Origin of the sequence: Nocardia sp. NPDC052001, assembly GCF_040680615.1 — a bacterium.
In the GTDB taxonomy this organism is placed as follows: Bacteria; Actinomycetota; Actinomycetes; order Mycobacteriales; family Mycobacteriaceae; genus Nocardia.
The window spans coordinates 769,674-787,485 of record NZ_JBFAXC010000004.1 but is presented as its reverse complement, the minus strand read 5'-3'; the positions used below and the strand labels follow the sequence as shown (position 1 = coordinate 787,485).

General features: G+C 67.7%; 17 protein-coding genes and 1 pseudogene. 6 read left to right on the top strand and 12 right to left on the bottom strand.

Annotation, left to right across the window (positions count from 1 at the left end; all coding sequences use genetic code 11):
• The first annotated feature begins 27 nt into the window (after positions 1 to 27).
• From AB0L82_RS23710 to AB0L82_RS23695, 4 genes are all read left to right on the top strand, one after another.
• Positions 28 to 981 carry an ABC transporter ATP-binding protein gene (locus tag AB0L82_RS23710; protein ID WP_364640000.1) on the top strand — a complete coding sequence of 318 codons (954 nt, stop codon included), beginning with the start codon at positions 28 to 30 and terminating at the stop codon, positions 979 to 981.
• Positions 978 to 2,636: an ABC transporter permease gene (locus AB0L82_RS23705; protein ID WP_364639997.1), complete on the top strand. Its 1,659-nt coding sequence runs from the start codon at positions 978 to 980 to the stop codon at positions 2,634 to 2,636. The genes AB0L82_RS23710 and AB0L82_RS23705 overlap by 4 nt, the downstream gene beginning before the upstream one ends.
• Positions 2,637 to 2,784: 148 nt before the next feature.
• Positions 2,785 to 2,997: a hypothetical protein gene (locus AB0L82_RS23700; RefSeq protein ID WP_364639994.1), complete on the top strand. Its 213-nt coding sequence runs from the start codon at positions 2,785 to 2,787 to the stop codon at positions 2,995 to 2,997.
• A 76-nt stretch (positions 2,998 to 3,073) separates the two neighbouring features.
• Complete coding sequence (locus tag AB0L82_RS23695; protein WP_364639991.1) at positions 3,074 to 3,505, top strand: hypothetical protein; 432 nt, start codon at positions 3,074 to 3,076, stop codon at positions 3,503 to 3,505.
• Between the two features lie 11 nt (positions 3,506 to 3,516).
• Here the strand turns inward: AB0L82_RS23695 and AB0L82_RS23690 are convergent, their stop codons facing one another.
• The gene (locus AB0L82_RS23690; protein WP_364639988.1) at positions 3,517 to 4,707 is read right to left on the bottom strand and encodes a hypothetical protein; all 1,191 of its coding nucleotides are present in this window, start codon (positions 4,705 to 4,707) and stop codon (positions 3,517 to 3,519) included.
• Positions 4,708 to 4,808: 101 nt separating this feature from the next.
• Positions 4,809 to 6,023 (bottom strand): glucose-1-phosphate adenylyltransferase, encoded by a 1,215-nt coding sequence (gene glgC / locus AB0L82_RS23685; protein ID WP_364639985.1) that lies wholly within the window; start codon positions 6,021 to 6,023, stop codon positions 4,809 to 4,811.
• Positions 6,024 to 6,301: 278 nt separating this feature from the next.
• Here glgC and glgA point away from each other — a divergent pair, with 278 nt between their 5' ends.
• Positions 6,302 to 7,459 carry a glycogen synthase gene (glgA, locus tag AB0L82_RS23680; RefSeq protein WP_364640506.1) on the top strand — a complete coding sequence of 386 codons (1,158 nt, stop codon included), beginning with the start codon at positions 6,302 to 6,304 and terminating at the stop codon, positions 7,457 to 7,459.
• Here glgA and AB0L82_RS23675 read toward each other — a convergent pair.
• The gene (locus AB0L82_RS23675; protein ID WP_364639982.1) at positions 7,456 to 7,959 is read right to left on the bottom strand and encodes a GNAT family N-acetyltransferase; all 504 of its coding nucleotides are present in this window, start codon (positions 7,957 to 7,959) and stop codon (positions 7,456 to 7,458) included. The two genes, glgA and AB0L82_RS23675, sit on opposite strands and share 4 nt — an antisense overlap.
• A gap of 69 nt (positions 7,960 to 8,028) precedes the next feature.
• Here AB0L82_RS23675 and AB0L82_RS23670 point away from each other — a divergent pair, with 69 nt between their 5' ends.
• Positions 8,029 to 8,928: a LysR substrate-binding domain-containing protein gene (locus tag AB0L82_RS23670; RefSeq protein ID WP_364639979.1), complete on the top strand. Its 900-nt coding sequence runs from the start codon at positions 8,029 to 8,031 to the stop codon at positions 8,926 to 8,928.
• Here the strand turns inward: AB0L82_RS23670 and AB0L82_RS23665 are convergent.
• From AB0L82_RS23665 to AB0L82_RS23625, 9 genes and pseudogenes are all read right to left on the bottom strand, one after another.
• Positions 8,910 to 9,881, bottom strand: a complete 972-nt coding sequence (locus tag AB0L82_RS23665; protein ID WP_364640503.1) for a putative RNA methyltransferase — start codon at positions 9,879 to 9,881, stop codon at positions 8,910 to 8,912. The genes AB0L82_RS23670 and AB0L82_RS23665 overlap by 19 nt on opposite strands.
• A gap of 144 nt (positions 9,882 to 10,025) precedes the next feature.
• Positions 10,026 to 10,193 carry a DUF3117 domain-containing protein gene (locus AB0L82_RS23660; RefSeq protein WP_006554284.1) on the bottom strand — a complete coding sequence of 56 codons (168 nt, stop codon included), beginning with the start codon at positions 10,191 to 10,193 and terminating at the stop codon, positions 10,026 to 10,028.
• Positions 10,194 to 10,358: 165 nt separating this feature from the next.
• The gene (locus AB0L82_RS23655) at positions 10,359 to 11,000 is read right to left on the bottom strand and encodes a DNA-3-methyladenine glycosylase I (RefSeq protein WP_364639975.1); all 642 of its coding nucleotides are present in this window, start codon (positions 10,998 to 11,000) and stop codon (positions 10,359 to 10,361) included.
• Positions 11,001 to 11,251: 251 nt separating this feature from the next.
• Positions 11,252 to 11,521: pseudogene (locus tag AB0L82_RS23650) on the bottom strand (DivIVA domain-containing protein); the annotation flags it as partial.
• Positions 11,522 to 11,740: 219 nt separating this feature from the next.
• Positions 11,741 to 12,877 (bottom strand): Mrp/NBP35 family ATP-binding protein, encoded by a 1,137-nt coding sequence (locus AB0L82_RS23645; RefSeq protein WP_364639972.1) that lies wholly within the window; start codon positions 12,875 to 12,877, stop codon positions 11,741 to 11,743.
• A gap of 254 nt (positions 12,878 to 13,131) precedes the next feature.
• The gene (locus AB0L82_RS23640; RefSeq protein WP_364639969.1) at positions 13,132 to 14,004 is read right to left on the bottom strand and encodes a lytic murein transglycosylase; all 873 of its coding nucleotides are present in this window, start codon (positions 14,002 to 14,004) and stop codon (positions 13,132 to 13,134) included.
• Positions 14,005 to 14,314: 310 nt separating this feature from the next.
• Positions 14,315 to 15,709: a lytic murein transglycosylase gene (locus tag AB0L82_RS23635; protein ID WP_364639966.1), complete on the bottom strand. Its 1,395-nt coding sequence runs from the start codon at positions 15,707 to 15,709 to the stop codon at positions 14,315 to 14,317.
• Between the two features lie 156 nt (positions 15,710 to 15,865).
• Positions 15,866 to 16,453 carry a DUF1003 domain-containing protein gene (locus tag AB0L82_RS23630; protein WP_364639963.1) on the bottom strand — a complete coding sequence of 196 codons (588 nt, stop codon included), beginning with the start codon at positions 16,451 to 16,453 and terminating at the stop codon, positions 15,866 to 15,868.
• Positions 16,450 to 17,775, bottom strand: coding sequence for a CBS domain-containing protein (locus tag AB0L82_RS23625; RefSeq protein ID WP_364639960.1), 1,326 nt, complete (start codon positions 17,773 to 17,775; stop codon positions 16,450 to 16,452). Before AB0L82_RS23625 ends, AB0L82_RS23630 begins: the two co-directional genes overlap by 4 nt.
• Between the last annotated feature and the right edge of the window lie 37 nt (positions 17,776 to 17,812).

The window sequence follows — 17,812 nt, the reverse complement described above, 5'->3', positions numbered from 1 at the left end:
CCCTGTCGTTTCCTACAAGGAGATTCGATGAACACACCGGCCACCCCGGCCATCTCGGTCCGAGATCTGCACAAGAATTTCGGACAGGTGCGCGCCCTCGACGGTCTCGACCTGGAGGTCGCGGAGGGGGAGGTACACGGATTCCTCGGGCCCAACGGCGCGGGAAAATCCACCACCATTCGCGTGCTGCTGGGCATTCTGGCCCGCACCTCGGGTGACGCCGAGGTGCTCGGCCGGGATCCGTGGACCGACGCGGTCGCCCTGCATCGCGATATCGCCTATGTGCCCGGTGATGTCACGCTGTGGCCGTCCCTGAGCGGCGGTGAGACCATCGATCTGCTGGCGCGCATGCGCGGCGGACTCGATCAGCGGCGGCGCGCCGATCTCATCGACCGGTTCGAACTCGATCCGCGCAAGAAGGCCCGCACCTATTCCAAGGGCAATCGGCAGAAGGTGGCGCTGGTGTCGGCGTTCTCGTCCGAGGCCCGGCTGCTACTGCTCGACGAACCCACCTCGGGTCTGGATCCCTTGATGGAGCAGACATTTCGCGAATGCGTGACCGAGGCCGCGGCGCGCGGTTGCACGGTGCTGCTGTCCAGCCACATCCTGTCCGAGGTGGAGGCGCTGTGCCAGCGCGTCACCATCATCCGGGCCGGGCGCACGGTGGAATCGGGCACGCTGGCCTCGATGCGGCATCTGAGCCGCACCGCCATCACCGCCGAAATGATCGGTGACCCGGGCGATCTGAGCCGGATTCCGGGCGTCGCGGACATCACCATGGATGGGCATACCCTGCACTGCCAGGTGGACAGCGAACATCTCGGCGAGCTCATCAAGGTGCTCGGTGACGCCGGTGTGCGCAGTCTGGTCAGCCAGCCGCCGACGCTGGAAGAGCTCTTCCTGCGGCACTATTCGCTCAACGGCGAGGACGCCGCGGAATCCGGCCGCGACTCCGCCGATTTGCAGCGGGCCGCGAAATGACCGCCATCACCGCGCCTCGCGCCATCGAAAGCCCCTTGCGGTCAACGGATTTCACCGGCACCGGACAATTGCTGCGGCTGTACCTGCGCCGCGATCGCATCGTGCTGCCGCTGTGGGTGCTGCTGCTGTCGCTGCCGCTGGGCAGCGTGTACATCAACAGCATCGTCAGCGTGTACCCGGACGAGGCAGACCGCGCCGGATTCGCCAACTCGATTCTCGCCAGTCCGGCCCAGCTGGCCATGTACGGGCCGGTGTACAACACCAGCCTCGGCGCGGTCGGCATCTGGAAGGCGGGGATGTTCTACAGCCTCATCGCCATCGCCACCATTCTCACCGTCATCCGGCACACCCGCGCCGAAGAGGAAACGGGCCGTGGGGAATTGGTGGCCGCCACCCGGGTCGGGCGCTACGCCGGGCTCACCGCGGCGCTGATCCTCGGCTACGGGGGTGCGCTGGCCACCGGCCTGATCGGGTTCCTGAGCCTGTCCGGCAGCAAGCTCACCGGTGACGACGCCAGGACCGGATCGCTGGCCTTCGGGCTCGCGCTGGCCGGATCGGGCCTGGTGTTCGCCTCGGTGGCCGCGGTGTGCGCGCAATTGACCACCAGTGCGCGGCTGGCCCGCGGTATCGCCTTCACGGTGCTCGCGGTGACCTTCACGCTGCGCGCCATCGGTGACGCCCGCGCCGGAGACGGGCCCACCAGCCCGCTGGTGTGGCTGTCGCCGCAGGGCTGGTCGCTGCAGGTGCGGCCGTTCGCGGGCAATCACTTCGCGGTGCCGCTGTTGCACGCGGCGGCGGTGATCGTGCTGACCGTCATCGCGTATTCGCTACTGCGGCACCGGGATATCGGTGCGGGACTGATCGCGGAACGCCCGGGCGCGGCCACCGCCGGACCCGGTTTGGCGGGACCGTTCGGACTGGCCTGGCGGTTGCAGCGCGGCACCCTGATCGCCTGGACGGTCGGGCTCGGCCTGTACGGATTGATCATCGGCAGCGTGATCCACGGCATCGGCGACGAATTGGGCAGCAGCCAGGCGATTCGCGATCTGATCACCCGGATGGGCGGCTCGGCCTCGCTGGAGAATTCGATGATCAGCTACGCCTTCACCATGATCGGCGTGGCGGCGGCCGCCTACGCGGTATCGGCGGCGCTGCGCCTGCATTCGGAGGAGAGCAGCGATCACGCCGAAACCCTGCTCACCGGTGCGGTATCGCGAACCCGCTGGGCCGCATCGCATCTGCTGTTCGCTCTGCTGGGACCGGCGGTGGCACTGTGTGTTTCGGGTCTGCTCGGTGGCTTCGTATACGGGCGTGCGGCCGGTGACGTCGGCGGCAAACTGGCCGATGTGCTGGGCGCGGCGCTGATCCAACTGCCCGCGGTGTGGATATTCACCGGAATCACGGTGGCGCTGTTCGGTCTCGCGCCGCGCTGGACCCCGGTGGCGTGGGGCGTGCTGACCGCCGCCATCGCGGTCTTCCTGCTCGGCGCGATCTCCGGTGCCCCGCAATGGCTCCGCGACCTCGAACCGTTCGAACATCTGCCCAAGGTGCCCGGTGCCTCCTTCGACCTCGTGCCGGTGCTGATTCTGCTGGTCATCGCGGCCGCGCTGATTGCCTTGGGGCTCATCGGATTCCGCAGGCGCGACCTGCGCTGAACCGGCCGGAGGGGCCGCGAACCGTTGCCGGCGGTTCGCGGCCCCTTCGGCATTTCCGGCAGGGGCAGTGCTGGGGCAGTCGCAGGGGTGGATTCGAATGGGCCGCAGGTGGTAAACGAGAGTAAGGAACGAAATAAGGAGGTGGGGCATGGAAGGTTTGATGCTCGGCGTTCATCTGCCGGCAGGCTGGCTATGGCCCGCACTGATCATGTTCGGGCTGGTCGTCTTCGCCGCGTTACTGGTGCTGCTGCTGGTGAGCGGAGCCAGATTCGATGGTCAATCGCATGTGGTGCCCTCGACACCGGGGCCCTGTGAACCGTTCTGCGGGGGGCGCACCGTATCGCCCGTCTACCAGAACTGAACTGTCCTTCGGGACAGCAGGATTACCCCGCGTCGATCGGGATACTCCAGGGGAAAGCGCGACCAGTGAGGTTTTCATGAGTCAGCGGACCCCGGCCGTTGTCGGTCTCTATCTGCGCGAGTCCGGACGATGGCGACGCATCGCCGAATTCCGGTTGAACTCGGACGGGCAGGTCAGTTTTCGAGCGGTCGATCCGGTCGAGGGGCTGGTCGCGCGCGTCTGGTACTACCAGGGCGTCGACGTGCTCGGCGAGGAGCGCACCATACTGCCCGCCGATGGCGCGGAATTCCTGCGAGCGCTGTTGCAGCCGTTCGGATTCCGCGACTATCGATTCCGGGACGACAGTCGCCCGCGGCGCGCCGCGAATCCGCTGCCGCGCACCGGGCATGCCGTGCTGCCGCATGACAATCGCGGTGCCGCACCGGATTCCGAATGCGCGCACGGTACGCACCGCCCGTCCCGGCCCGCCGCCTGGCGCGCCCTGGACGAGGACGTCATCCGCTTCTGATCCGTGCGGGTCTAGAGGCTGTTGGCCAGCAGGACGTACTGCGCCGTGGCCTTCTTCTGCACCTCGTCCGGACTGCTGCCGGTCACCACGCCCACATAACGCTTGTAGACCACGTAGCAGCGGTACGACGTGCTATCCGCGCGATGCTGTACGCATTTGGTGTCCGGCACCTTGTCGGGCGCGCCGATCGCGGTCTCGCCCAGACTGCTGATCAGCCCCGCCGTGAGATCGATACCGCCGCGCGCGTCCCGGGTGCGGAACAGATAGCCGTCCTTGGTGAGCGCCATGGCGTCCATGCCCGTATCGTTCACCAGCCGCTGCCGCAGGCTCTCGTCACCGGCCGGGTGAATGAGCATATTGGCGCCGTACACCGCGAAGTTGTCCGGGTCGGGGGTGTGAGAATCCCTGTCGGGCACCAGGATTCGAGCAAGCAGCCGATCCGGATCGACGGGCAGCGCATCGATCTGATCCGCGGGCGTCGGGGCGAACGCGTCCACCACCGGCACCTCGGCGTCGAGGGTCTTCTTCGCCCAGGACAGCAGATCCCCCTGCTCCGCCTTGGGCCGGGAGATGAAGATGGAGATCACGAATTCCTTGCGCGCCATGACCACACCGATGCTGCCGACACCGGGCCGCCAGTGCGAGAAGGCATCGGGATAGTCCGCCAGCGTCAGCTTCTTGTTCTGATCGAGCGCCACACCGAAATCGGCGTCCTCCAGCTCCTTGGCGGCGAGCTTGGCATTGTCGGCCGACGGGAAACGCAGCAGTCGGATGGTGGCCGTGGTGCTGGCGGGGTCGGGGGCATTGGATCCGGCCGGGTCCGGCAGATCCGAACCGCTCATGGCGAACCCGGCCACGAAACCGCGATTCTGCAGTACCGGTTTGGCGGAGGAGGACAGGTGGCTGACGGTCACCACATCATTGATATTGGTCAGCACGATGCCGCCGCGCCCGATCTTCAGGCTCGGATCGATCTGCACCGTCGGCACCACCGCCGACGCCATCCGCATGCCCTCCAGCATCGGGCCGTTGCCGTTCGAATTGCGGTCGTAGGTGAATCGATTCACCGCGTAGGTGCCCGCGTCCAGGGTGCGGACGTCCATTTCCCCGGCGACGGCCTTACCCTTCTGCGCGCACCCGGACAGGGTGGCCGTCAGGGCCAGACAGGTGAGTGCGGTCAGGACCCTCGTTGCGCGGTTCATGGTCTTCCCTCCCGCGCGGCCCGGCGGGGCAGCGCTCCACCCACCGATTTTCGGACCCGGATGGGCGGCTGTCCACCGTTACCCGCGCGTCGCGGCCGCTCTCATACCCAGATGCCCTTGCCGACCGTGACCACCCCGCCATTGCTGAGCGCGAATCTGTCCCGGTCGCGATCCAGATCCACACCGATGATCTCGCCCTCGGACACCACCACGTTCTTGTCCAGAATCGCGTGCCGCACCACCGCGCCGCGGCCGATCCGCACCCCCGGCATGAGCACACTGCCCTCCACGGTCGCGCCGTCCTCCACCATCACATTGGAGAACAGCACCGAATTGCGGACCGTGGCCGCCGACAGAATGCTGCCCGCGCCCACGATCGACTCCTGCGCCAGCCCGCCGCGGCCGAATTTGGCGGGCGGCAGATTCTCCATGGCGCCGCGAATCGGCCAGTGCCGGTTGTAGAGATCGAAGACCGGATCCACCGACACCAGATCCATATGCGCCTCGTAGAAGGCGTCGATGGTGCCCACATCGCGCCAGTAGCCGCGACTGCGATCGGTCGCGCCGGGCACCTCATTGCCGCCGAAGTCGTACACCGAGGCCGCGCCCGCGCGCACCAGGGCCGGAATGATGTCCCCGCCCATATCGTGATCGGAATCGTTGTCATCGGCGTCCGCGCGGATCGCGTCCACCAGCACCTTGGTGGTGAAGACGTAATTGCCCATCGAGGCGAAGGTGACATTCGGATCGTCCGGCGTGCCCGGCGGATGCGCGGGCTTCTCCAGAAAGCCGGTGATGCGGCCGGATTCGTCGGTGTCGATACAGCCGAACGCGCTCGCGGTACTGCGCGGCACCCGGATGCCCGCCACCGTGACGCCCGCACCGGATTCGATATGCGCCTGCACCATCTGCTCCGGATCCATCCGGTACACGTGGTCCGCGCCGAAGACCACGATGTACTCGGGGTCCTCGTCATAGATCAGGTTCAGCGATTGCATGATGGCGTCCGCGCTGCCGGTGTACCAGCGCGGGCCGAGCCGCTGCTGCGCGGGCACCGGGGTGATGTACTCGCCGCCGAACCCGGACAGCCGCCAGGTCTGCGAGATATGCCGGTCCAGCGAATGCGATTTGTACTGGGTGAGAACACAGATCCGCAGATAACCGGCGTTCACCAGATTCGACAGCACGAAATCGATGAGCCGGTACGCGCCGCCGAACGGCACCGCGGGCTTGGCGCGATCCTTGGTGAGCGGAAAGAGTCGCTTGCCCTCGCCACCGGCGAGCACGATCCCGAGTACGTGCGGCTGGCTCCTCACACTCGCCAAACTACCGGGTATAGCGGAACCCTGAATGAACGTGTCCGTCTGCGTCGCCCGCCGCGTCGCGTGTTCACGGCCTCGCAAGCCGCGGTTCGTCGCCGCTCCACTCCGCCGCCGCGTTCCCGCGCCGCGCCGCACGCGGGACGGCGAACCGCGGGCCGGGTCGTGAACTCTATGTTTTCTTTCATCGATGTGGGCCCGAGCCGCCCGGTGGCAGGCTGTAGTTTGAATCGGTGAGTTACGGCGCGGACGGCGGGCGCGAACTTCGAGTCGCGATGATGACCCGCGAATACCCGCCCGAGGTGTACGGCGGGGCGGGAGTGCATGTCACCGAACTGATCCCGCGCCTGCGGGCGCTGTGCGATGTGACGGTGCACTGCATGGGGGTGCAGCGCACCGATGCCGTGGTGCACCAGGCCGATCCGATGCTGTACGCCGCCAACTCCGCTCTGCAGATGATGTCCGCGCAATTGCGCATGGCCGATGCCGCCGGTGGCTCCGACGTCGCGCATTCGCACACCTGGTACACCGGACTGGCCGGACATCTGGCCGCGGAGCTGTACGGGATTCCGCATGTGCTGACCGCCCATTCGCTCGAACCCCGGCGGCCCTGGAAGGCCGAACAACTCGGCGGCGGCTATCGGCTGTCCTCCTGGTCCGAGCACAATGCCATGACCTACGCCGATGCCGTGATTGCCGTGAGCAAGGGCATGCGCGGCGATGTGCTCGCCGCCTATCCCGATATCGATCCCGCGAAAGTGCATGTGGTGCACAACGGAATCGACGCACAGGTCTGGCATCCCGGCGGTCCCGCCCGCGATACCCGCGACATCCTCGCCGAACTCGGGGTGCGGCGGGATCGGCCGGTGGTGGCGTTCGTCGGGCGCATCACCCGGCAGAAGGGCGTCTCGCACCTGCTGGCCGCCGCCCGGTATCTGGATCCGGATATTCAATTGGTGCTGCTCGCCGGGGCCGCCGATACGCCCGCCATGGAAGCCGAAGTGGCCGGAGCCGTCCGCGAACTCGGCAAGACCCGGGACGCGGTGTTCTGGGTGCGCGAGATGCTGCCCACCGAACTGGTGCGCCAGGTGCTCGCCGCCGCAACGGTTTTCGTCTGCCCCTCGGTGTACGAACCGCTCGGCATCGTGAATCTCGAGGCGATGGCCTGCGGCACCGCCGTGGTCGCCTCCGATGTCGGCGGCATTCCGGAGGTGGTGGATCGGGACGCCACCGGGCGGCTGGTGCACTACGACGAGCATGCGCCGGACGCCTTCGAACGGGGGCTCGCGCGGGCCGTCAACCAGGTGGCCGCGGATCCCGCGACCGCCGCCGCCATGGGTGCGGCCGGACGGGCGCGCGCCATCGCCGAATTCGATTGGGACCGCATCGCCGCGCAGACCGCGAAGATCTACGACCTGGTGCGCAAGAACTAGAGCACGTAGCGCATGAACACGTCGGCGCGGTCGTAGGGCGTCGGCGGCAGTTCCGACGGCGGCACGTGTACGAAGCCGATCGATTCGTAAAGGTGCACCGCCGGAGCCAGTTTCGAATTGCTGGCCAGGATCAGCGAGGTCGCGCCCAGCGCCCGCGCCTGCTCGATGGCGGCGCGCAGCAGCACCCGGCCGATACCGCGACCCTGAAAGCGCGGCGAGACAGCCATTTTGGAGAGTTCGAAGACGCCGTGACCCTCGGCGACGAGCGCGACGCAGCCCGCGGCCTCCGCACCGGCGCGGGCGATGAGCACCCGACCGCCCTCGTCGACGATGCGCCGCGGATGGTCCAGGGTGACCAGGTCCGCGGCCTCGACCGCGAAGAGTTCGGTGATCCACTCCAGATTGAGGTCCTTGAAGGCGCGCGCGTCGGCGGCGGTGGTCATCGGCTCGACCGTGATCGCGCGCTGCTCCGGGGCGAGGGAATCCGTCTGCTGAGTCACCCGTTCAGCATGTCCCGCCTGCACCTATAACGTCCAATACTTGATAGCTCGGATTGATATGTTGAACTTATGATCGAAGGGGTTGAGCTGCGGCACCTGCGCTACTTCCGCGCCGTCGCCGAGGAACGGCACTTCGGGCGCGCCGCCGCCCGGCTGCACATCGCACAGCCCGCGCTCACCCAGCAGATCCAGCGGCTGGAAACCCTGCTCGGCGCCCGGCTTTTCGATCGCACCTCGCGCACCGTCGCGCTCACCGCCGCCGGGACCGTACTGCTGGAGCGATCCCGGGCGCTGCTCGGGCATGCCGAACGCGACCTCGCCGAAATCCATCGGATCGGCCAGGGCAGTCAGGGCACGCTGTACCTCGGCTTCGTGCCCTCGGTATTGCCGCTGGAACCGCTACGCGGTGTACGGGCCTTCCGGGACCGTTTCCCGCTGGTCGAGGTGGACCTGGTGGAAGGGTTCACCAGCCATCTGATGGAACGGCTCGCGCACGGCGCGCTGGATCTGGCCATCGTGCGCGATCCGGACGAACAGCCGGGCACCGTCACCACCCCGCTGATCACCGAACCGTTCGTGGCGATCCTGCCCGCCGACCATCCGGACGCGCACCGGGACAGCATCACCGGGGCCGAACTGGTCACCAATCCGATGGTGTTCTATCCGCGCGCCGCGGGCGGGCGCGCCTATGACAAGAACCTCGCACCGCTGCTGGAATCCGGTCAGCGGCCGCGCATCGTGCAGGAGGGCACCAACTGGACGATCCTGCTGTATCTGGTCGCGGCGGGGCTCGGGGTCACCGTCGCACCGCGCAGCGCCACCTTCACCGCACCCGAATCGGTGCGCATCATCCCGCTCGCCGGGACCGATGCCGCCACCACGATCTACACCGCGCACCGCGCCGACGACAACCGGCCGCTGGTGCGCAATCTGCTGGATCTGCTGCCGAATCAGCCGCGTGGGCGATAGACCGACACCGTCACCGACGCGGTCACCTCGAACGGATCCGGCAGGGCCGCGATGCGTTCGGCGCGCTGTTCGGCCGCGTGGAAAGCGGACGGTCCCATCGCGGACACATTCGCGATATCGGTGTGCGTCAATGACATTCGATACTCGACCGGAGTGCGGTCCAGCAGTTCGAAGCGATCTTCCAGCGAATCGGCGAGTCGCTCGGTTTTGCCCGCGTCCACGCGGACCATGTCGAGCGGCTCGATCAACTCGGTCAAATGCCGCGGCGTCGGGGTGACGACAAAAAACCGCCCGCCCGGATTCAGCACCCGGGCAACCTCTTCCGCATTGCGCGGCGCGAAAACCGACAGCACCGCCGTGACCGCCCCCGTGCGCACCGGCAGCCCTCGCCAGGCATCGGCGAGCACCGCCCCGGCTCGCTCATGCGCCCGGGCACCGCGCCGCACCGCCGGTTTGGACACATCCAACGCCAGCCCGCGCGCGCCGGGCACCGCATCCAGGGCCATAGCCAGGTAGTAACCCGTACCCGCACCGATCTCCAGTACCGCGGCTGCAGTTCCGGGTGTCGCCGCGGTGGTAATCGGGCCACTCTCGCGGATCGGCAGGAGGGTCGCCGCGAGCCGTGCCCTCGAGGCCGCGGTCACAGCCGCGCCCGGGCGTGTCATGCCGCTGTCGCGTGCGTGTGCGGTTCGAGGAGGTGCGGGCATGGCCGCGACGGACGCCGCCAGGGCCGCGGCGATGGGGGTGAAGTGACCGGCCCGCTGGAAGGCCGCGCGGGCGTCGAGCATGGCAGGGGTATCGCCGGTCATCTTGGTGGAGGCGCCGGTGAGCAGGCTGATATAGCCCTGTTTGGCGATATCGAAACTGTGCCCGCGCGGGCAGCGCAGGGTGTGCTCGCGGGGGCCGAGGTCCCGGCCGCATTCCGGGCAGGACAGTAGGTCGGCGCAGGCGATCAGGCGATCGGCCGGGCCGAGGGGGTATGCGTTGTGAACCGATATGCCGGTGAGCGGCTGCTCTCCGGATCCTCGGGGTTCGGGGGCCGAGTCTCCGAGTGCCCCGGAGGGCGGGTTGCTCACCGGCACAGGCAAGTCTGGCAACTAGCTGGTGACACTCTTGAGTTCGTCACCCAGTGCCGCAGCTTCCTCCGGCGTGAGCTCGACGACCAAACGCCCGCCACCCTCGAGTGGAACCCGCATGACGATTCCACGCCCTTCCTTGGTTGCCTCGAGGGGACCGTCCCCGGTGCGGGGCTTCATGGCCGCCATCCTCTGCTCCCTCCAGATCTGCGCGAATATCTGCGCACTTTCATGGAACTCCAGTTGTCACCAACCAGGCAGCCCGCCGACATGTGGCGGGCTACACCATGACCATTCTTCCCTATCGCGGATCGGGGCGGGTACCTGAGTTCCAAAAACCGACCGTTGTGGCGTTCATGGAGTCCTGACATTCACCCAGCAATCGGCGATGTGATCGTCTACCATCCCCGTCGCCTGCATGAGTGCGTACGCAGTAGTGGGTCCTACGAACTTGAATCCGAGCCGCTTCAGTTCTTTTGCGAGAGCGGTGGATTCGACCGTGACGGCGGGCACATCGGCCAGGGTGCGTGGCCGTTTTCCCGAGGCCGGGGCGAAGGACCAGAGCAGCTCGTCCAGGGATCGTCCCAGGTCGCGAGCAACCCGCGCGTTGTGGATGCTGGCGTGGATTTTGGCGCTATTGCGAACTATGCCCGGATCGGCCATCAGGCGTTCCACATCCGCGTCCCCGAACTCCGCCACCCGCTCGATCACGAACCCGTCGAACGCCGCGCGGAAGGCCGGGCGCTTGCGCAGAATCGTGATCCACGCCAGCCCCGACTGGAACGCCTCCAGGCACACCCGCTCGAACAAGGCGTCATCCCCGTGCAGCGGGCGACCCCACTCCTGATCGTGGTAGTCCCGATACAACTGCGACCCGTCGGCCCACCCACAGCGGGTCCGGCCGTCACCCGGCTCGGGGGCGGGCTTCGCGGGCTTGGGGCTCGCCGCGCGCGGCTTCGGTGCCGCCGTGCCGCCCGGCTTCGCCGCCGCGGTCATCGCGCACCCGGCTCGGTGCTGCCGGGGGTGCCGGGCTCGGCCGCCGGGCTCGGCACGGCGGGTTGGCCACTCACGCCGTGGTCGCCCGAGAGCGGGGCCGGGTCGGCGGCGGGGAGCACCTCGGGAACGGGCGCGGCTGCGCCGGAGAGCGCGTCCGGGGCCAGTCGGCGGGGTGCGGGTGGTTCGGCGGGAATCGGAGCGCCATTGGGCGATATGGCGATACCCGCGAGGTGCGCGCCGGAGCGGGCGTGCGCCAGCTGGGTTTCGAGTTCGTCGATGCGCGCTGCCAGGCGGGTGAGGGCCCAGTCGACCTCGCCCGCCTTGTAGCCGCGGATCACCTGCTGGAAGCGCAGGGCACGCACATCCGCACCGCTGATGCCCTCGGCGGGCAGGACCGTCGCGGTGGTGTTCTCCGGTAGCGGGCCGAGCTCTTCCGACCGTCCGAACAGCGCGCTGACGACCAGGAACAGCAGGGCGGCTACCAGGCCGACGATCAGCACGTACAGAAGCAGCGTGAGCATGCTCCCGAGCTTAGGTGCCGACGCGGGCGCGACCGCACCTCACCCCGGCGGAAAACAGCCGTCGACCCGCCTCTCCGGGACTTTGGCGCCCGGCTGAGAGCCGTCGCTATTTTCGCACGCGTGCTACCGGTTAGGAGCGCCACCTATTTTGGACGTCCCCGACGAGTTACCCCGATCGTTGCGAGATCAGTTGTCGCGTTGCATATCTCGATCGGCGGCCTACAGGTGGCGGGTGGTGTCGATGTTGAGGGACATGCCCGCGAGGCCGCGGCGGCGGACCGCGAGTTTGTCCGCGATTTCCAGCAGGGCTTTGCCGGAGGCGCTTTCCGGGGCGGACAGCACGATGGGGGTGCCCTCGTCGCCCGCTTCGCGCAGTTCCTGCTCGATCGGAATCTGGCCCAGCAGCGGCACATTCGCACCGACCGCGCGAGTCAGGTTGTCCGCCACGGTCTGTCCGCCGCCGGAGCCGTACAGCTCCATGCGCGAACCATCGGGCAGATCCAGCCAGGACATGTTCTCCACCACGCCCGCGATGCGCTGACGGGTCTGCAGCGCAATGGATCCCGCGCGCTCGGCGACCTCGGCGGCGGCCAGCTGCGGGGTGGTGACGACCAGGATCTCCGCGTTCGGGATCAGCTGGGCGAGCGAGATGGCGACATCGCCGGTGCCCGGCGGCAGATCCAGCAGCAGGATGTCCAGATCGCCCCAGAACACATCGGCGAGGAACTGCTGCAGTGCGCGGTGCAGCATCGGGCCGCGCCACACCACGGGCGTATTGCCCTGGGTGAACATGGAGATGGAGATGAGCTTCACGTCATGTGCGATGGGCGGCATGATCATTCGCTCGACCTGGGTGGGCCGCTGATCGGTGCCCAGCATGCGCGGCACGGAATGTCCGTAGATATCCGCGTCCAGCACGCCGACCGACAGGCCCTTGGCGGCCATGGCGGCCGCGAGATTCACGGTGACACTGGACTTTCCGACGCCGCCCTTACCGGAGGCGACCGCGTACACGCGGGTCAGCGAGCCCGGCTGGGCGAACGGGATGACCGGTTCGGCATTGTCGCCGCGCAATTTCTTGCGCAACTCGGTCCGCTGTTCATCGTTCATCACATCGAGGGACACATTGATCGCGCCGACGCCGGGCACGTCATTGACGGCCTTGGTGACCCGCTCGGTGATCTGGCCCTTCATCGGGCACGCCGAGGTGGTCAGATAGACGACGACCTGAACGCTGCCGTCCGCGCCGACCTCGACGCTCTTCACCATGCCCAACTCGGTGATCGGTTTCCGGATCTCCGGGTCGTTCACCTTCGCGAGCGCGCCCCGCACATCCGATTCCGTTACCACTGGCATACCGAAAGCTTAGGAGTTCGGGCCAGCCGCGCTGTCACGGGGACCGTCTCGCGCCCATCGGCGGGGAATGATTCGGCTGCCCCGAGCTGCCGTGTGCGCTCGCGCGCGCTCGGCGATCGCGCCACCGATCCTCGATTACGCCATGCGGGCACCGCGAAATCACGCTCCGGACGTCCGCGGGTAGCGGGCGGCCGACCCCATTGCGCCGGGCGCACCGCTGACGCGGGCACCGCGCGACGACGACGGGCGCCGACTCAGATGCGGGGGAGGGCGGAAGCGCCGGGGGCGATCCCGGTGGAGTAGGCGGTTTCCCAGGCCATCACGTTGGCGACGTAGGCCATGGAGTTGTTGTAGCGCAGGATGGCCCGGGTCTGCTGGGCCGGATCGCGCATATCGAGATTGCCGGAGCAGAGGTATTTGCCCGCGGTGAGAGCGGCGTCGAAGAGGTTCTGCGGATCGGCGACGCCGTCGCCGTTACCGTCCGCGGCGTAGTGCTTCCAGGTTTGCGGCAGGAATTGCATGGGGCCGATGGCGCGGTCGTAACCGGCGAGGCCGTCGAGTTCACCGCCATCGGTGTCGTGCACGACATTGTTGCCCCAGAGGCTGCCGTCCAGGACCGGGCCGTAGACCGGATCGATGGGGTTGCCATCCGCGTCGGCTTTACCGCCGAAGGCGTGCGTGGATTCGACCCGGCCGATACCGGCGAGCAGGGACCACGGCATGGCGCAGGCCGGATTCTCCACGGCCAGAATGCGTTCCGCGTTCTGATAGGCGTTTTCCGCGATGCCGGGCATTCCGATCGGGCCGGCGGGCAGGGCGGCGGGCACGCGGCCCTCGGGTAGAGCGACTGTCTTGACCACCGGGGGGCCAACGGGCACAACCTGTTTGGCCTCGCGGAGCATGACTTCCGGGACGGCGACCGGCGCGGCGGCCGCCTCGGGTCTGGGTAGCGCCGCGTCCGCGTCGGACGAGAACTCGTGCTGGAGTGCGGAAGTCAGGCCGCTGACGATATTGCCGCTGTCCGCCGCGCCGGAGATGGTGGCGCCCACCGCCGGGACGAGACTGGTGAGGGCGATGACCGATCCGCGGCGAATCGTCGGAACCGGGGGCTTGCGATGACGTCCCACTTGGTGCTGACCCTCCATTGCCGTCGGTTCTCGCGAACCGGTTGACGCAGTGAGGACCAAGCTACATCATTCGAGACCGTTCCGTTACTACTTCGTAATCTTTCCTGATGATTCGATTACGCCTGAGTGGTTAAAGGCGTCAATGGGACAGCCTGTCGTGCCTGTGCCGGACGAACTTTCGCGCCTGTACCGGGCAGCTGTCGCACCCGTACCGATACGACTCGGCCGCAGCCCCGGGGCTGCGGCCGAATATCGGTCTTCAACTGTAACTCTTCGGACGTCGGCGGATGAGGCCAACGGCCGCAATGGATTACGGCACCGCCGGGGCGGGCGGCGCGGGCAGCGGAATGGTGATGCCGAACGGGAGCGTGATGCCCGGGGCCGGGGTGGTCGGATCCACCGATTCCGGTGCGGGCGCGGGCTCCGGCGCGGGGGGCGCGGGCTCATCGGTCTTGGCGGGCTGTGCGGGCTGATTGTTCGGCTGCTGCTGCGCCTGCGCGGCCGGATCCTGCTGCTGCGGCTGGGCGCAGGTGGTGGTCTTCTCGATCGGCTTGCCGTCCGGACCGAACTGCTGTTCGCCGGCGGTCTTGTCCTGATCGGTCTTGTCCTGCGCGCCGACCTGGACGCCGTCCTCGGGCTTGGCGTCCGGCTTGGTCTCGGTGGGCGGAAGGTTCACGGACTCACAGGGATTCGCGGGCACCACGGGCGCGGGGCAGAAGATGCCGCACGGAATGGGCGGCAGGCCCGGGATATTGATCATCACCTGGGTGGGCGTCTGCCGGGTGGTGCTCGGCGGCGCGTCCGTGGTGGTGGTGGTCGTGGTGGTGGCCGGGATATTGACCGAGGCCGCCGTCATATCCGGTCCGGCGGTGAGCGCGCCGGGCGGGATCATGTCCGCGGAGATGTTCACGGCCGAGGGCGTGCCGCCGGTCTTGTACGCGTTCGACCAGCTGAGCACATTGGCCGCGTACGACATCGAGTTGTTGTAGCGCAGCACCGCGCGCAGCTGCTGGGCCGGATCGCGCAGATCCAATCCGCCCGAGCACAGGTATTTGCCCGCCGCGAGCGCCGCGTCGAAGACATTGTTCGGATCGGAGACGCCGTCGCCGTTACCGTCCGAGGCGTAGTTGACCCAGGTGCTCGGCAGGAACTGCATGGGTCCGACGGCGCGCACGTAGCCGCCGTTGGTGGCCTTGATGACCTCGTTGCCGGGCAGGGTGCCGTCCAGCGCCGGACCGTAGATGGGCGAGATGGTGGTGCCCGCGGCATCGGTGCGGCCGCCGCTGGCGTGCAGCGATTCGATGCGCCCGATACCGGCGAGCAGATTCCACGGCAGCCCGCAGCCGGGCGTCGAGGATTCCAGTGCCAGTTCGGCATTGCGGTAGGCGGCCAGTACCAGCTCGGGGATGCCGAGCGCGCCGGTGCCGCCGGGCAGCGCGATGTTCTGCAGCTGCACATTGCCGCCGAGCCTGCCGTCGGCGGGCGGGGTCATTGCGCTGAGTTTGCGGGGCGCCTCGGGCGCGGCGGGCACCAGCCCGACGGTCTGATCCGAGGCGTTCTGGACGGCGTTTCCGGATCCGGTATCGGACGCGGCGGCCGCCAGAAGCGCTTCGGGCGCGGCCTGCGGCGCCTCGGTGTGCACTGTGGTGTTGGTGGCCGAACCCGCGGTGACCAGGCCCGCAATCAGCAGCGCCGATGCGGTCACCGGTGCAGATATTCTCTTGCCCACCACACAATCCCCTCAGTCGTGCGGCCGTTTCCCGGTGACGACGGCCGCAAAATGCGGGTGTCTGGGTCGGTCGCTCGGAACAACGTGATCCAGGTTACCCATCCGTAAGCTTGTTGGGTACAGCTTGTGCGGTTAGTCGCCATCTTTTTGCGGCGAAATTGCGACCTCCGCCCTCTTTCGATCGCTACTCTTCTTCGGTTTCCGCTCCTTCACGATCTCGCCGTCGGTGGCCAGTTTCTCCAACCTGACCAGCGCATCCTTGACATCATCCAACTCTCGGCGCAGATAGTCACGGGTCGCCACCTCGCCGACGGCGAGTCGCAGCGAAGCGAGCTCGCGCGCCAGAAATTCGGTATCGGCTTTTGTCTGGGCTGATCGCGCGCGATCCTCCTCGAGTGCCACGCGGTCGCGGTTGTCCTGCCGGTTCTGTGCCAGCAGGATGAGCGGCGCGGCGTAGGCGGCCTGGGTGGAGAACGCCAGATTCAACAGGATGAACGGGTACGGGTCCCACTGCAGCCGCAGCGCGAACACATTGAGCAGAATCCAGACGATCACGATCACCGTCTGGATCACCAGATAGCGGCCGGTGCCGAGGAAGCGCGCGACCCGTTCGCTACTGCGCGCGAGAGCCTCTGCGTCCCAATCGAATCCGCGGAAGCGGGTCTCCATGGGCGATTCCAGGCGCTGGCGGGCGTTGGACTTCTCGGTGCGATCGGTCATGCGCGGCCTCCGGTGCCGTCGATCAGCGGAACGCCGTGCATATCGTGGTTGTCCTGATCCTGTTCGCGCCAGTCCTCGGGCAGCAGATGGTCGAGCACATCGTCCACGGTGACCGCCCCCAATAGATGATTCTCCGCGTCCACGACCGGACCGCACACCAGATTGTAGGTAGCGAAATACCGGGTCACGGCCGTGAGCGGGGCCTCGGGCCGCAATCGCACCAGATCGGCGTCGACAATGCCGCCGACCAGGTTCGCCGGAGGTTCGCGCAGCAGTTGCTGAAAGTGCACGCAGCCGAGATAGCGACCGGTCGGTGTGGCGGTCGGCGGCCGCACCACGAAGGCCATGGTGGCCAGTGCGGGCGTCAGCTCGGGATCCCGGACGCGGGCGAGCGCCTCGGCGACGGTGGTGGCCGGAGTGAGCACCACCGGCTTGGAGGTCATCAGACCACCCGCGGTGTACGGCGCGAATTCGAGCAGTCGCCGGACCGGTTCGGAATCCTCCGGATCCATAAGCGCCAGAAGCGATTCCGCTTCCCCCTCGGGCAATTCGCCGAGCAGGTCGGCCGCGTCGTCCGGATCCATCGCCTCGAGCAGATCGGCCGCGCGCTCCACGCCGAGCTGCTCCAGCAGCTCCACCTGATCGGCTTCCGGCAATTCCTGCACCACATCGGCGAGTCGCTCATCGTCGAACGCGGCCGCCACCTCGATCCGGCGCTTGCGCGGCAACTCGCGCAGCAGATGCGCCACATCGGCGGGCCGCATGCCCTCGAACTGGGTGAGCAGCTGGGTGACGTCCTGTCCGGGCAGGTTCAGCTCTGTCTGGGTGAGCCCGCGCACCTGCGCCCAATCCACCACGTGCACCGCCCCGCGCCGCCCGAAACCGACGCCGAGCCGTCGCCGTTCGCGCACCGCGACCCGGGAGACCACGTAATCGCGGGTGCGGGACTGTTCGATGCCGAGATCGACCACCACCACCTCGGTATCGGCCAGCTGCGGCAGTTCCGGATCGTCGACCCGCACCGTCGAATCGAGAATCTGTGCGATGGCGAGCATCTCGCTCGCGCGCTGTTCGAAGCGCCGCACGCTGATGGTGCCGGTGGTCAGTGTCACCGCACCCGGATCGATCGCCTGCACCCGCAGCATCGGCACGAAAATCCGTTTGCGCGTTGGTAGTTCGACGAGCACGCCGAGAACACGCGGCTGCCGCTGGTCATAGCGGATGGAGATCACCAGGTCGCGGACGCGGCCGATAGACTCCCCGTCCGGTCCCAATACCACCAAGCCCGCGAGCCGGGCGGCGAAAACTCTCGTCGCTGCCATGAGTGTCAAGGCTAGTGGGTCCGGGCTGCCCGAAATG

Coding starts and splice junctions, on each gene's coding strand:
- AB0L82_RS23700 (WP_364639994.1), top strand. CDS start 2,785: ATGGAAGGTTTGATGCTCGGCGTTCATCTGCCGGCAGGCTGGCTATGG.
- AB0L82_RS23695 (WP_364639991.1), top strand. CDS start 3,074: ATGAGTCAGCGGACCCCGGCCGTTGTCGGTCTCTATCTGCGCGAGTCC.
- glgA (WP_364640506.1), top strand. CDS start 6,302: ATGATGACCCGCGAATACCCGCCCGAGGTGTACGGCGGGGCGGGAGTG.
- AB0L82_RS23705 (WP_364639997.1), top strand. CDS start 978: ATGACCGCCATCACCGCGCCTCGCGCCATCGAAAGCCCCTTGCGGTCA.
- AB0L82_RS23655 (WP_364639975.1), bottom strand. CDS start 11,000: ATGACCGCGGCGGCGAAGCCGGGCGGCACGGCGGCACCGAAGCCGCGC.
- AB0L82_RS23690 (WP_364639988.1), bottom strand. CDS start 4,707: ATGAACCGCGCAACGAGGGTCCTGACCGCACTCACCTGTCTGGCCCTG.
- AB0L82_RS23630 (WP_364639963.1), bottom strand. CDS start 16,453: ATGACCGATCGCACCGAGAAGTCCAACGCCCGCCAGCGCCTGGAATCG.
- AB0L82_RS23670 (WP_364639979.1), top strand. CDS start 8,029: ATGATCGAAGGGGTTGAGCTGCGGCACCTGCGCTACTTCCGCGCCGTC.
- AB0L82_RS23710 (WP_364640000.1), top strand. CDS start 28: ATGAACACACCGGCCACCCCGGCCATCTCGGTCCGAGATCTGCACAAG.
- AB0L82_RS23660 (WP_006554284.1), bottom strand. CDS start 10,193: ATGGCGGCCATGAAGCCCCGCACCGGGGACGGTCCCCTCGAGGCAACC.
- AB0L82_RS23625 (WP_364639960.1), bottom strand. CDS start 17,775: ATGGCAGCGACGAGAGTTTTCGCCGCCCGGCTCGCGGGCTTGGTGGTA.
- AB0L82_RS23645 (WP_364639972.1), bottom strand. CDS start 12,877: ATGCCAGTGGTAACGGAATCGGATGTGCGGGGCGCGCTCGCGAAGGTG.